Source organism: Ensifer sp. SSB1 (assembly GCF_016652895.1).
Lineage (GTDB): Bacteria > Pseudomonadota > Alphaproteobacteria > Rhizobiales > Rhizobiaceae > Ensifer.
The window spans coordinates 5,007-17,301 of sequence record NZ_JAEPRP010000163.1 but is presented as its reverse complement, the minus strand read 5'-3'; the positions used below and the strand labels follow the sequence as shown (position 1 = coordinate 17,301).

Here is a 12,295-nt window from a genome sequence, read left to right as displayed (position 1 = left end):
ACTTCGGCACCTTCCTGGCGGATGAGCGCCGTTGCCCGTTCTGTCGTCGTGTCGGGACCGAAGACGGACACGGGGATCGAGAGGCGCCGCCCGGCATAGGCGACCGCCATGCCGGCATTGCCGCCGGAGGAGGAGACGAAGCGCCGTTTGCCGTTTCGCGCATGGTGCTCGCAGGCAGCGCCGACGCCGCGGATCTTGAACGAGCCGGATGGTTGCAGCGCGTCCATCTTCAGCCAGATGGAGCGCTTCGAAGCGAGGCTCAAGGGGCGGGATTCAATCAGCGGAGTTTCGAGATGCAGTGCCATGGGACGTTCCGTAAAAGCGCAATACCGGCTCACGCCGAGCCGGCAAAAGGTGTCTCGGAGATTCTTGAGGGTGGAGTTTGCCTGAGATCGCGGCCTTGCCGCAAGTCGCTCGGCCATGTCATCGGCAACGGTGGTGTGCGCCCGGCGGACCGGGGTTCAAAAGGGGCGATCTGGCAATGCTACCAGAGAAGCCCGCTGAAGATTACGAATGCGACGAACAGCAGGGACAAGACGAGCGATGCCTTGATCGCCGCAAGCGTGTAGTCGTATCGGCGAATTCTGTGTGCGAGGGCCTGGAACATGTGGTCGTCCAATCGTGGGTTGCCTGCGACGCGTCGTTGTACAAGCGGCTTGCGTGGGGGTCTACCGTCCGAATGGAGGCGCTGCAGATCGTGCAGCGCGCCCTCGTTCCATTGGACAGAAGCGCATCCGTCTCAAGCCGTCCTGAGCCACTGTTTCCTGCCGGGTCAGCCTAAGGAGCGTTGCAGGATGTGGTTCAGATCTGCCGGTGAGCCTGCGCTCGCGCACGGCTTTCCAGTCGGTCGCGCAAGCCTCGCCGTCGATAAAGGGAAATTGGCGGGCCGTGGACCTCTGACGCCGCGAAAAGCCAAGTCGGCCTATCTCGATTGGTCAAAGATGCGCTTCAAATGCGCCCAATACAAGGTCGTTCTCTCGCCCGGCGGGCGATCGCGCGAAAGCGGCGGAGCCTGCGGCGACGGATTACGGCCGCTGCGATTTACCGGCTCTTTTGGGGGCGGGAGGTGCAGCCTGCGGTTCGGCGGCGGCGCGTTCGAGGCGGAGCGCTTTCAGCTTCTCCGTCTTCTTGTCGCGGGCGATTTTCTCGGCGGCGATGATGGTTTTCGCCGAATGGTCGCTGGCGCTGGCCTTGTCGGCGGCCGAAGCCTTGCCGGGTTTGAAGAGATTGCTGCCGGTAGAAGTCATGGCTTGTCTCCGCGGGATGGGCGCGACGCCATGAACGGGCAGACACGCCACAGGAGTGCTGTCTTCGCTTCATAAACGCTACGCGGTCGCGCAGCGCTGTAGCCTTTTGATTCTCCGGGTAATTTTACCTGCAAATCGCGTCGGGCCTAAAGGAATTATGCCGACGATGCGCAGGGTTTGTTCAGGCGGCTTGGTTTCGCCCATGGACCCGCTCAATTGGCGGTCCCGGTGGCGCCATTGGCGCCACCGTTCTTATCATTCGCAGTCACCGCAATGCGGGACCGAAGCGCAATCAGCGCGCCTTTACAGCACGCTTGGGTGCCGGCAGCAGGCCTTCGCGCTGAAGCTTCTTGCGCTGCAGCTTGCGCTGGCGGCGTACGGCTTCCGCCTTCTCGCGGGCGCGCTTTTCCGAAGGCTTTTCGTAGCTGGTGCGCGCCTTGAACTCGCGGAACAGACCTTCGCGCTGCATCTTCTTCTTCAGGACGCGCAAAGCCTGGTCAACGTTGTTGTCTCTAACAAGTACCTGCAAAATACGTTCTCCCTTATCAATCCTGGGCAGCATCAAGGATGCCGTGACTATCTGACTGTCGGCCTATCGAGCGCTCAAAGGCTGAGCCAAGGTCGAGCGGTGATGGCGGTCCGACCCGTTGCTTCGGGAAGGAAGGCCGGCGTGGCGCTTGCCGTGAGCGAGGCTAAGTCACTCATCTCGTAGGCTTGCGGCGCACGTTGATCTCCGAGGACGAAGATCGAAGGATCCATAGACGCAAAAAGGTCGGGCTGTTTCCCCGACCTCTTCCCGTCATTCAAGCGCTTCCCTGCCAGTACATCCGTGGTCAGAGGAGAGCGAATGACAAATCATGCCGTTCTGAGGTTGTCAGCCGAGCTCTTGCCGGTGCGACGGTCGGCGACGACGTCGAAGGTGACCTTCTGGCCTTCGGCGAGCGAGCGCATGCCAGCGCGTTCGACAGCAGAGATATGCACGAACACGTCGGTGCTGCCGTCATCCGGCTGAATGAAGCCAAAGCCCTTGGTGCTGTTGAACCACTTTACGGTGCCTGAAGCCATGATGATTTCCTTTCATTCGTTGAGTTATCCGGAAGATGGTCTACCGGCCGTAATCGATATTTGAGAGGAAATCTGGCCGCGCGGAAGCGCTTCGTCAAAGGTCACAAGCAATATTCGATGCGACGATATATAGGCGATACTTTTTTCAGATCAACAAAAATCTCCGGAATCGCGATTGCCGGTGCTTGTGCGGACCAGGCTACGAACCTGGAATGCCAAGCTTTTCGTCCGATAATTTTTCTCTTTTTGAACCGGCGCGGCGTTCACCGCCAAGGGGCGGGGCGCTGGGGCTGCCCGCTTCGCCATGGCGGCTTCGGGCGTTGCGACCGGATCGCTGGCGGATGGGGTGGGGGGAAGGCGGCGGCGCGCTTGTCTTTGGCGCACCGCCGCCGCTTGTCAGGCGGCGTTAAAGGTCTGCGGCGAGACCTGCAATGCGGCGGCGATGCGCTGCAGCTTGGCGGGATCGGCATCGGCGCCAAGCTCGATCTTTGAGATTTCAATTTCCGTCAGGCCAGTCGTTACCGAGAGATCGTCGACCGAATAGCCGGCGGTTTCACGCGATTGCTTGATGGTGGCTCCGATATTGACGCGGGACAGAGATGCGCCGGGGGCCTTGGTTAGGTCTTTCTTAAAGGACATGAAGTGTCTCCTTCGTTGGTCCACCGACAAAGAACATTGTCGGTTGAAGGGGGCCCAAAACTGAAATGCGACTCGGACAGATGAGCGCGAACCTAGGGCGTCGCTAATATAAGCGAGAAGTCCCCGGGCGCAAGTTTGCGACCGGATTTTTGTTAAATACCTATTTTAATCAATGTCTTGCCCTGTGATTTCCGCGGTCTGGCGCAAGAGAATTCTGCAAATCCGGGGCATGATTTTCGTGGCGCGCCGGAGTTCGACTCAGCGCAAAAACGACATGGAGAATTACACGAGGCGCGCCTCGATCAGGAACGGTCCGCGGCGCGACAGGGCGGCGTCGAAGAGCGCGGCAAAGGCCTCGCAGGAGGTGGCGACGGCGGCTTCGACGCCGAAGCCGCGGGCCAGCGAGACCCAGTCGAGTGCGGGCTGATCGAGGTTCAGCATGCGGCGCGCGTTGGTGCCGATCTCCTCGACGCCGACATTGCGCATTTCTGCATGCAGGATCGCGTAGGTCCGGTTGGAAAAGATGACGGTGACGATGTCGAGATTTTCGCGCGCCTGGGTCCACAGGCTCTGGATATTGTACATGGCGCAGCCATCGGCCTGCAGGCAGATCACCTTGCGTTCGGGACAGGCGATCGCGGCCCCGATCGAAAGCGGGATGCCTTCGCCGATGGCGCCGCCGCTTTGCATGATGAAGTCGTGGGGGGCCGAGAAGGCGGAGAGCGCGAAGAAGCGGCGGGCGGAAGTGGCCGCCTCGTCGCAGACGATGGCGTTTTCCGGCACCTTGTGGGCGACGATGACCGCGACCGCGTCTTCCGTCAGCGTGCCGGAAGGCTCGCCCTCGTCGGTGGGTGCGTCCGCCGCGGGAAGCGGGTGGGTGGGGCTGATGCCGAGTTCGTCGCGCAGCGCTTCGAGCGTCGCCTTGAGGTCTTCACCGTGGCGGGCAAGCGTTGTGACCGCGCAGCCTTCCGGCACCAGCCGGCCGGGCTTTCCCGGATAGGCGAAGAATGCCACCGGCTCCGGTGCGCCGACGAGGATCAGGACCTTGACGTCGCGGAGTGTCTCCAGCGCCATGTCGATCGGGTAGGGGATGCGCCGCGGCGCCACTCGTCCACGACCTCGCTGGGTGTGGGCGACAAGCACCTCGTTGAAAAGCTGGACGTTGCAGGCCGCCGCGATCCGCCCGGCGATGGCGAGGCTCTCTGCCTTTGCGGCAGCGCCGCTCAAGACCATGGCGACCCCTGCAGAATTCGCACGGATGAGGTGGGCAATTTCGCGCACCGTCTCGGGGCTCGCAGGCTGGGGCGTTTCGAGGAGTACCTTCTGCGCTGGCGCATCGGTGGAGAACGCGCCCCAGGACGCGTCTGCCGGCAGGATCATCGTGGCGACACCCGGTGGCGTCAACGACGCGCGATAGGCTTCCGCCGCCGTCGGCCCCACGTCGGAGGGATCTTTCGCCCGCCGCACCCAGTTCGACATCGGGCGGGCCAGTCCCTCGATGTCGCTGGTCAGCGGTGCATCGAGTGCAAGATGGTAGGAGGCATGGTCGCCGACGACGTTGATGACGGGCGTACGTGCGCGACGCGCATTGTGCAGGTTGGCAAGGCTGTTGGCGAGGCCGGGGCCGGTGTGCAGCAGGGTCACGGCCGGGCGGCCGGCCATGCGCGCATAACCATCGGCGGCACCGGTGACGACGCCTTCGGAAAGGCCGAGAATGCAGCGCATCTCCGGCTTGCGGTCGAGTGCCGCGACGAAGTGCATTTCCGACGTGCCGGGATTGGCAAAACAGACGTCAACGTCGTTTGCGAGCAGCGTGTCGACGAGGATGTCCGCGCCGCTGGTGCGAATCCGTTGGCCGCCTTCTCCCATGCGCTTATCCCCCGATGACCCTCGGGGGCATGATAGCGGCTCGCTGCAGGCGTGCAAGGCGGGTTTCGGGGGGGCTTTGCCCCCGTCGGCGCCGGCCTCAGGTTCGCTGCAAGGCGAGGTGGGCGCCAAGCCCGATCAGCACCGTGCCGCCGGCGCGCTGCAACAGGCGCTGTGTCCGGGTGGAGCGGCGCATCTTGACGACGACCGCATCGGCGAGAAACACGCAGACGAGATCGGCGGAGGAGAACATCAGGTTGACGACGGTGCCGAGGAGCAGGAACTGAACCCAGACCGGGAAGGCGGCGGAGGCATCGGTGAACTGCGGCAGGAAGGCGACGAAGAAGATCGCCGTCTTCGGGTTCAGCACCTCGACGGTGATGCTTTGGAAGAAGGCGCGACGGGCCGACTTTGCCTCGACCGCGGGCAGGTGGCCGCTGCCATCGCCGCTTGCCTTGGCGCGTATCAGCGTGAAGCCCAGCCAGACGAGATAGGCCGCTCCCGCCAGCTTCACCGCAAGATAGAGCGTCGGCACCGCATGAAACAGGATCGAAAGACCGGCAGCCGCAGCAAAGACGTGCACATAGCCGCCGAGATGGATGCCGAGAGAGGCCATCAGCCCGGCGAAGCGGCCACGCGCCATGGTCTGCGCGGCCGCATAGAGCATCGCGGGGCCCGGGATATAGGCAAAGATCGCCGTGGTGACGAAGAAGGTCAGGAGAATGTCGAGCGACGGCATGTGGGTTATACCTCGTCTGCTGGGTGCGCGGCCTCTTTCGGGGAGTCGTTCTAAGGTTTTGCGCGGGAAAGTTGAAGGAAAATCGCAGCGCCTCACCGGACAGATCGAGAGGCGACGGGCGTCGCGGCGGGTCGTCCGTCGAGCGTCAGACCGGTATCTCCCTGGCGACGAGACGGTCCTCCGGCCGGGCGCTGGCCGCAAGCCCGGCGGCAACGCCCTCCCTGTCCTCGGCGCTGCGGTTCTGGCTGAACTTCCGCTTGCCGTCGAGACGCTCTATCGGCAGCCTGAGGCCGACGATGCCGCGAAGCTGCGCCTTGACGAAGGCGGCGGGCGCATCGCTCACCTGCCAGGGTTCGGCGCGGGCCATTTCGTGGCGATTGGTCAATCTCGTGACCACATCGAGAAGCCGGTCCTCGTCGGCGAAGAACTCGACTTCGCCATAGGCGTGTACGGCTGAGTAGTTCCAGGTCGGGACGACCTTTCCGTGCTCTTGCTTGGAGGCGTACCAGGAGGGCGTGACATAGGCGTCCGGGCCCATGAAGGTCGCCATGGCTGCACCGATCGCCGGCGTCGTTGCTTGTGGGTTGGCGCGGGCGAGGTGACCGTAGAGCGTGCCATAAGGGCCTTCGTTCCGATTGAGCAGCAGCGGCAGCGGGGTGGCAAGCAGACCGTCGGCCGTTGCGGTGACGAGGGTCGAAAGAGACGCGGCCTCGATGATCGCGTGCAGCACGCTCAGCGTCTCTTCCTTGAAGGCCGGGGGTGTGTACATGATCTCGCTCCTTGTGCTCCCCGTTTCATAGATGCAAACTGGACCGGAACGAATATCCAGTTCTTGCATAAATGAATGGGCCAGTTGGTGACGGAAAAGGATAGGGCCCGAGGCGGGACCACCCGGCGGATTTATGAGGCGTTGAAGGCGCAGATCCTTGCGGGCACCTACGGTCCTAAGGACCGGTTGCCGTCGACGCGGGCGCTGGCGGCCGAGCTCGGCGTGTCGCGCACCACCGTGACGGCGGCCTACGAACAGCTTCTATCGGAGGGGTTTCTGGAGAGCCGGCAGGGCGCGCCTTCCAGGGTGGCACTGTTGCATGAACAGCAGCCCGCCAGGCCGCTTGACGAAGGGACACCTTCAGGGGCGGTATCATTGCCGGCGACGCCCGTTCGCCTTTCGCGATTTGGAGCCACTCTTGCGGAGGGGCCGGTCTGGGCGCCGCCCCAATCCGATGCGCTGGTCGCCGATTTTCGCTATGGCGATCTGTCGGCGGCCGATTTCCCGGCAGAGGCCTGGCGGAGGGCGGTCAATGCGGCTCTGCGCCGTCGGCAGCCGCGCCTTGCCTATGATGACCCAGGCGGATCGGCGCATCTGCGCACGGCACTCCAGGCCTATCTCTGGCGGGCACGGGGGCTCCGGTGCGAGCCCCAGCAAATCGTCATCGTCAACGGCTCGCAGCAGGGGCTGGATCTTGCCGCCCGCGTGCTTGTCGATCCCGGCGACCGGGTCGCGGTGGAGGACCCCGGCTATGTCATGGCACGCCGGGTCTTTGCGGCGGCCGGCGCCGAGGTGGTTCCGATTGCCGTCGACGAGGAGGGGCTGCGGACCGAGGCGCTTGCAGGGCTCGACGCCGTCAGGCTCGCCTATGTCACGCCCTCGCATCAGTTTCCGCTCGGCAGCGTGCTCTCGGCCCGGCGCCGCCAGGAGCTTCTCTCCTGGTCGGGGCGAACGGGCGCCTATGTGATCGAGGACGATTACGACGGCGAATATCGCTACGACATCCGGCCGATCCCGCCGCTGCAGACGATGGCCCATGCGGAGAATGTTCTTTACCTCGGCACGATCTCCAAGAGCCTGTCGCCGATGCTCCGGCTCGGCTACCTCGTCGTGCCGCCGCCGCTCTACCCGGCCTTTGCTGCCGCCAAGCAGCTGGTCGACCGCCATTCGCCAAGTCTCGATCAGGAGGCGCTGGCAGAGATGATCGCCAGTGGTGCCTATGAGCGCCATATTCGCAGGAGCCGACGCAGCAATGGCCGCCGCCGTACGGCGTTGCTCGCAGCCCTCAAGGCCGAGCTCGGCGACCAGGTGACGATATCGGGCGCCGATGCCGGGTTGCATGTCGTCGTCTGGTTCGATCGGCTGGGAAAAGCAGAGGAAGGCCCGCTGATCGCGCGGGCGCGGGCGGCGGGCATCGGTCTCTATCCGGTCTCACCGCTCTATGCGGCTTGCGAAGCCGGCCATCGGCCAGACCGGGCAGGGATTGTCATGGGTTATGCCAGCCTCGACGTGACCGAGATCGGGAAGGGGGTTGCGGCGCTTGCCAGGGTGTTGCGCGGCTAGGCGGTCATCCGCGAGTGCCCGTTGTCTCATTTCCTATCCGATACGAGGAAAAACCTGCGGCAGTTCAATGTGCTTCAGCGACTATTGCGCGTCTTGCGCTGCTGTAGTGTGGCGCTGCCATCTCCGCTATAGTCCTGTCGGTGCCGCCACAGGCGCGAGGTAGCCACGCGCAAAAGGGGGCGGTGGTGACGGTCGCGCGGCCGGCGTGTCCGAGCCGGGATCGATTTTCGAGGGTTTGCCGAAGAGCGGCATAATCAGGAGGCGAGGCCGATGGCAGAACCGCGGGCACGGCCGTTGCAGCCGGGAGAGCCGGCTCCCGACTTCACGCTTGCGAGCGCCAATCGCGATGTGCCGGTTTCGCTTGCGAGCCTGAGCGGACGTCCGTTTCTGATCGGCCTGTTCCGCGGATTGCATTGCCCCTTCTGCCGCCGCCAGCTCCGGCAGTTTTCCGCTATCGAGCCAGCTCTTCGCGCCGTCGGCGTGGAGACGTTGGCGGTCGTCAACACGCCGGTGGAACGCGCGCGCCTCTATTTCCGCTATCAGCCGACACCGGTCACGCTGCTTTCGGATCCGGAATGCCGGACACATCGGGATTTCGGTGTGCCGCAGGGCGTATTCCTTTCGCCCGAAAGCGACGAGCCGCCGCAATGGCCCTATCGTGCGAGGCTGGCCGATTTCGAAGCGGCGCGCATCAACCCCACGGGCGAGTTGCCGCAAGCGGTGCAGCCGATGCAGGCCAATGATCTGCTCAATGCCATGGACGGCTTCGAGCCCACCGAGACCGACAGCCGCATCTACGCCGAGCACGGCACGCAACTTGTCGGCCACTTTCTGATCGATGCAGCCGGCATAGTGCAGTGGAGCGAGACCGAGGCGCGCTTCGGGCCGGAGGAGATCGGCATCTTCCCGACGACGCGCGAGATCATGCTCGCCGCCGGTAAGGTCGCCGGCTAGCGGCGCGAAGCGGTCATGGAGTGGTCCCCGCCTGCGCGGGAACGCAGCGATGTGTTCGGCGCGGCGTCCATGGCCGCACGTTACGGTTAGCTGCTTGCGCCCTGGCGGCGCCCGCTCATAGTGGGCAACCCTTCGGTGTGGCGGTGTGGCCTTCATGAGATCCCTTCGCATCCATCCCCAGCTTCACGACGTGTTCGGCAAGGAGCAGCCGCCGGCCTATCTGCTGGCGATCTTCCTGTTCGGCCTTGGCGTCGCCGCAGCCTTTGCCCTCTGGTCCTGGCCGCTTCTTGTCGCCTTGCCCTGGTGGCGGCCGGCGCTGGCGCTCGTCCTGGTGCTCGATATCGCCGCCGGCTGTGTGGCCAATTTCACCCCCTCGACCAACGACTTCTATGCGGCGCGACCGCGCAATCGCTGGATCTTCATCGCCATCCATTTTCATGTGGTCATCGTCGCGTTGCTCGTCGGCACCGGCTTCGGCGCTTCGGTGGCCGTCTGGGCCTATACGATCGCTGCGGCGGCGGTAGTCAATGCGCTGGCCGGTCGTGCCGTGCAGACCTTCGTCGGCGGGCTGCTGCTCGCGGTCGGCGTTGCCGGCCTGCCGTTGTTGCCCGGGCTGACGCCAGCGATGACGGCGGTTTCCGGCCTGTTCATGCTGAAGGTGCTCTTCAGCTTCGCCGTCGATCACTATCACCGCGCGTCTGCCTGACACGCCGCATCCTTGCCTTGCACGTCGGCCTTCAATAGCGTCTGATGTAGCAGGCTCAGGGAGAGATTCATGGCAGTTTCAGCGGCAGGCGAGGCATTGCGCATTCCGACATTCGACGACGTGCAACTGGCCAGGAGCCGTATCGCCGGCGTGGCGCATCGAACGCCGGTGCTGACTTCGCGCACGGCCGATGCCGCGACCGACGCGCGGCTCTTCTTCAAGGCGGAAAACTTCCAGCGCGCCGGCGCCTTCAAGTTCCGCGGTGCCTACAATGCGATCGCAGCCTTGCAGGACGGCGGCCAGAAGCGGGGCGTCGTTGCCTTCTCGTCCGGCAACCATGCGCAGGCGATCGCCTATGCCGCACGGCTGCAGGGTGTTGCCGCGACGATCGTGATGCCGAAGGATGCGCCCGAAATGAAGGTGGCTGCGACCCGCGGCTATGGCGCCGATGTCGTGTTCTACGATCGCTACACCGAAGACCGGTCGGCCATCAGCGCCAAGCTTGCGGCCGAGCGCGATGCCGTCCTCATTCCACCGTTCGACCATCCCGAGGTCATAGCGGGGCAGGGTACCGCCGTTCTGGAACTGATCGAGGAGGTCGGCGAGCTCGACCTGATCGTCACGCCGCTCGGCGGCGGCGGGCTGCTCGCCGGTTCCGCGCTCAGCGCTCAGGCGCGCTCGCCGGGTGCGGTCGTCATCGGCGTCGAGCCGGAGGCGGGCAATGACGGCCAGCAATCGCTCAGGAAGGGTGAGATCGTCCATATCCCGCTGCCGAAATCGATCGCCGACGGCGCGTTGACCAACCACATCGGCGAGCACAATTTTCCGATCCTCCGGCGCGGGGTCCGAGAGATCGTCACCGTGAGCGACGCCCAACTGGTCGAGACCATGCGCTTCTTTGCCGAGCGCATGAAGATCATCGTCGAGCCGACCGGGTGCCTGGCGGCGGCCGCGGTGCTGCAGGGCGTGCTGCCTTGCGCCGGGCAAAGAGTGGGCATCGTGATCAGCGGCGGCAATGTCGACCTCGCGGCGTTCGGCGCGCTGCTGCGCGAGGGCTAGAGCTTCCGGGCCGAGCGCCATGTAGATGCGGCCGGAGCGCAACCCGAGCGTTGCAATGGCGCGTCTTTCCGGTTGCCTTCAACGGCAAAAGTGGCACACTGTGCATCGCGCTTTGGCGCCGGGCTCTCCGGCACGGTCCAGGGCTACTGTAATATCTTGATTTTCTAAAGGAATTTTTGCTCTGGCCGTTTGCCGTCGGAGCGTGAACAATGGAAGAAAGCAGAGAGTTACAGCGGCCTGTCGGCGCCCTGCCGGACGCGGCGCTGTCAAGAAAATAGAGCGCTCCCATCGCGCCCGGACGGGCGCGGCGCTCGCACACAATTGGAGGGTATCGTGACGCTTGCAATCAATGACCTCGCACCGGACTTCGAGGTCGGAACGACCGACGGCACGATCCGGTTTCACGACTGGATCGGCGACTCCTGGGCCGTGCTTTTCTCGCATCCGAAGGACTTTACGCCGGTCTGCACCACCGAACTCGGCTACATGGCGCGCATCAAGCCGGAATTCGACCGGCGCGGCGTCAAGATCATCGGCCTCTCCGTCGATCCGCTCGACCGGCATGCCGGCTGGGCGGCCGATATCGAGGAAACTCAAGGGCACGCACCGAACTTCCCGATGATCGCCGACGTCGACTACACCGTCTCGAAGCTCTACGGCATGCTGCCGGCCCCGGTTTCCGGCGACCCGACACAGCGCACGCCCGCCGACAACCAGACGGTGCGCAACGTCTTCGTCGTCGGCCCGGACAAGAAGATCAAGCTGATCCTCATCTATCCGATGACGACCGGCCGCAACTTCGACGAAGTGCTGCGCGTCATCGACTCCCTTCAGCTGACGGCCAAGCACAAGGTGGCGACGCCGGTGAACTGGAAGCAGGGCGACGACGTGATCATTGCCGGCTCGGTCAGCGACGACGATGCCCGCAAGGTCTATCCGGACGGCTGGAAGGCACCGAAGCCCTATATCCGCATCGTGCCGCAGCCGAAGGGCTGAGGCGGGGCAACCGGCATGAGGTGAGGGCATCCTCTCTTTGAGGGATGCTCCCTCATCCTCGCGGTGAGGGGCGTCTCCTCACCGCGAGGATGAGGAGCCTTACCGTTAAGACGATGGGCGTCCACCGTCGCTTGCCGCGAGGCCGAAAGGAAGCTGCGTTATCCTCCGCAAAGGGAGCCGCCGATGATCTTCCGCCAATTGTTCGACAGCGTGTCGGGCACCTACACCTACCTGATCGCCAGCCGCCAGGGCGGCGAGGCGTTGATCATCGATCCGGTGCTGGAAAAGGTCGAGCGCTACCTTCAGCTTGTTCGAGAACTCGACCTTCGGTTGGTCAAGGCCGTCGATACGCATCTGCATGCCGACCACATTACGGGGCTCGGGGCGCTGCGCGACCAGACCCATTGCATCACCGTGATGGGCGAGCAGACGGCGGCCGACGTCGTTTCCATGCGGGTGGCGGAGGGCGACCGGGTGTCGATCGAGGGCCTGAGTCTCGACGTGCTCTATACGCCCGGCCACACCGACGATTCCTATTCCTTCCTGATGGGCGGCGACATGGGCCGGCGGGTCTTTACCGGCGACACGCTGCTGATCCGCGGCACGGGCCGCACCGATTTCCAGAACGGCGATCCGCGCCAGCAATATGACTCGATCTTCAACAAGCTCCTGAAGCTGCCGGACGAGACGCT

The 12,295-nt window shown here is 64.2% G+C and carries 15 protein-coding genes; 6 read left to right on the top strand and 9 right to left on the bottom strand.

Annotated features, from left to right (window positions below; translation table 11 throughout):
* The 9 genes from I8N66_RS29505 to I8N66_RS29465 all read right to left on the bottom strand — a co-directional run.
* Window positions 1-305 (bottom strand): pyridoxal-phosphate dependent enzyme (locus I8N66_RS29505; RefSeq protein WP_291161656.1); only part of this gene is annotated, 305 nt, incomplete at its 3' end.
* 179 nt (window positions 306-484) lie between these two features.
* Window positions 485-607: a hypothetical protein gene (locus I8N66_RS29500; RefSeq protein ID WP_268906700.1), complete on the bottom strand. Its 123-nt coding sequence runs from the start codon at window positions 605-607 to the stop codon at window positions 485-487.
* A 418-nt stretch (window positions 608-1,025) separates the two neighbouring features.
* The gene (locus I8N66_RS29495) at window positions 1,026-1,247 is read right to left on the bottom strand and encodes a hypothetical protein (RefSeq protein ID WP_113536012.1); all 222 of its coding nucleotides are present in this window, start codon (window positions 1,245-1,247) and stop codon (window positions 1,026-1,028) included.
* A gap of 292 nt (window positions 1,248-1,539) precedes the next feature.
* Window positions 1,540-1,776, bottom strand: a complete 237-nt coding sequence (rpsU, locus tag I8N66_RS29490; RefSeq protein WP_113536011.1) for a 30S ribosomal protein S21 — start codon at window positions 1,774-1,776, stop codon at window positions 1,540-1,542.
* A gap of 326 nt (window positions 1,777-2,102) precedes the next feature.
* Window positions 2,103-2,312 (bottom strand): cold-shock protein, encoded by a 210-nt coding sequence (locus I8N66_RS29485; RefSeq protein WP_113536010.1) that lies wholly within the window; start codon window positions 2,310-2,312, stop codon window positions 2,103-2,105.
* A 396-nt stretch (window positions 2,313-2,708) separates the two neighbouring features.
* Entirely contained in the window at window positions 2,709-2,951 is a 243-nt protein-coding gene (locus I8N66_RS29480) for a helix-turn-helix transcriptional regulator (RefSeq protein ID WP_291161648.1), read from the bottom strand.
* A gap of 282 nt (window positions 2,952-3,233) precedes the next feature.
* Entirely contained in the window at window positions 3,234-4,820 is a 1,587-nt protein-coding gene (locus I8N66_RS29475) for an acetolactate synthase large subunit (protein WP_291161645.1), read from the bottom strand.
* 97 nt (window positions 4,821-4,917) lie between these two features.
* Entirely contained in the window at window positions 4,918-5,556 is a 639-nt protein-coding gene (locus I8N66_RS29470; protein ID WP_291161642.1) for a LysE family translocator, read from the bottom strand.
* Between the two features lie 145 nt (window positions 5,557-5,701).
* Window positions 5,702-6,325: an FMN-binding negative transcriptional regulator gene (locus I8N66_RS29465; RefSeq protein ID WP_291161639.1), complete on the bottom strand. Its 624-nt coding sequence runs from the start codon at window positions 6,323-6,325 to the stop codon at window positions 5,702-5,704.
* Between the two features lie 75 nt (window positions 6,326-6,400).
* Here I8N66_RS29465 and I8N66_RS29460 point away from each other — a divergent pair, with 75 nt between their 5' ends.
* The 6 genes from I8N66_RS29460 to I8N66_RS29435 form a co-directional block, all read left to right on the top strand.
* Window positions 6,401-7,888 carry a PLP-dependent aminotransferase family protein gene (locus I8N66_RS29460; RefSeq protein ID WP_291161636.1) on the top strand — a complete coding sequence of 496 codons (1,488 nt, stop codon included), beginning with the start codon at window positions 6,401-6,403 and terminating at the stop codon, window positions 7,886-7,888.
* Window positions 7,889-8,158: 270 nt separating this feature from the next.
* Window positions 8,159-8,842: a peroxiredoxin-like family protein gene (locus tag I8N66_RS29455; RefSeq protein ID WP_291161633.1), complete on the top strand. Its 684-nt coding sequence runs from the start codon at window positions 8,159-8,161 to the stop codon at window positions 8,840-8,842.
* Between the two features lie 154 nt (window positions 8,843-8,996).
* Window positions 8,997-9,548 (top strand): hypothetical protein, encoded by a 552-nt coding sequence (locus I8N66_RS29450; RefSeq protein WP_291161630.1) that lies wholly within the window; start codon window positions 8,997-8,999, stop codon window positions 9,546-9,548.
* A 69-nt stretch (window positions 9,549-9,617) separates the two neighbouring features.
* Window positions 9,618-10,607 (top strand): threo-3-hydroxy-L-aspartate ammonia-lyase, encoded by a 990-nt coding sequence (locus I8N66_RS29445; RefSeq protein ID WP_291161627.1) that lies wholly within the window; start codon window positions 9,618-9,620, stop codon window positions 10,605-10,607.
* A 333-nt stretch (window positions 10,608-10,940) separates the two neighbouring features.
* Window positions 10,941-11,603 (top strand): peroxiredoxin, encoded by a 663-nt coding sequence (locus tag I8N66_RS29440; RefSeq protein WP_113538948.1) that lies wholly within the window; start codon window positions 10,941-10,943, stop codon window positions 11,601-11,603.
* A gap of 183 nt (window positions 11,604-11,786) precedes the next feature.
* Window positions 11,787-12,295: MBL fold metallo-hydrolase (locus I8N66_RS29435; RefSeq protein ID WP_291161622.1), on the top strand; the 509-nt coding region annotated here is incomplete at its 3' end.

Coding starts and splice junctions, on each gene's coding strand:
- I8N66_RS29470 (WP_291161642.1), bottom strand. CDS start 5,556: ATGCCGTCGCTCGACATTCTCCTGACCTTCTTCGTCACCACGGCGATC.
- I8N66_RS29455 (WP_291161633.1), top strand. CDS start 8,159: ATGGCAGAACCGCGGGCACGGCCGTTGCAGCCGGGAGAGCCGGCTCCC.
- I8N66_RS29495 (WP_113536012.1), bottom strand. CDS start 1,247: ATGACTTCTACCGGCAGCAATCTCTTCAAACCCGGCAAGGCTTCGGCC.
- I8N66_RS29460 (WP_291161636.1), top strand. CDS start 6,401: ATGGGCCAGTTGGTGACGGAAAAGGATAGGGCCCGAGGCGGGACCACC.
- I8N66_RS29445 (WP_291161627.1), top strand. CDS start 9,618: ATGGCAGTTTCAGCGGCAGGCGAGGCATTGCGCATTCCGACATTCGAC.
- I8N66_RS29485 (WP_113536010.1), bottom strand. CDS start 2,312: ATGGCTTCAGGCACCGTAAAGTGGTTCAACAGCACCAAGGGCTTTGGC.
- I8N66_RS29465 (WP_291161639.1), bottom strand. CDS start 6,325: ATGTACACACCCCCGGCCTTCAAGGAAGAGACGCTGAGCGTGCTGCAC.
- I8N66_RS29480 (WP_291161648.1), bottom strand. CDS start 2,951: ATGTCCTTTAAGAAAGACCTAACCAAGGCCCCCGGCGCATCTCTGTCC.
- I8N66_RS29450 (WP_291161630.1), top strand. CDS start 8,997: ATGAGATCCCTTCGCATCCATCCCCAGCTTCACGACGTGTTCGGCAAG.
- I8N66_RS29475 (WP_291161645.1), bottom strand. CDS start 4,820: ATGGGAGAAGGCGGCCAACGGATTCGCACCAGCGGCGCGGACATCCTC.
- I8N66_RS29500 (WP_268906700.1), bottom strand. CDS start 607: ATGTTCCAGGCCCTCGCACACAGAATTCGCCGATACGACTACACGCTT.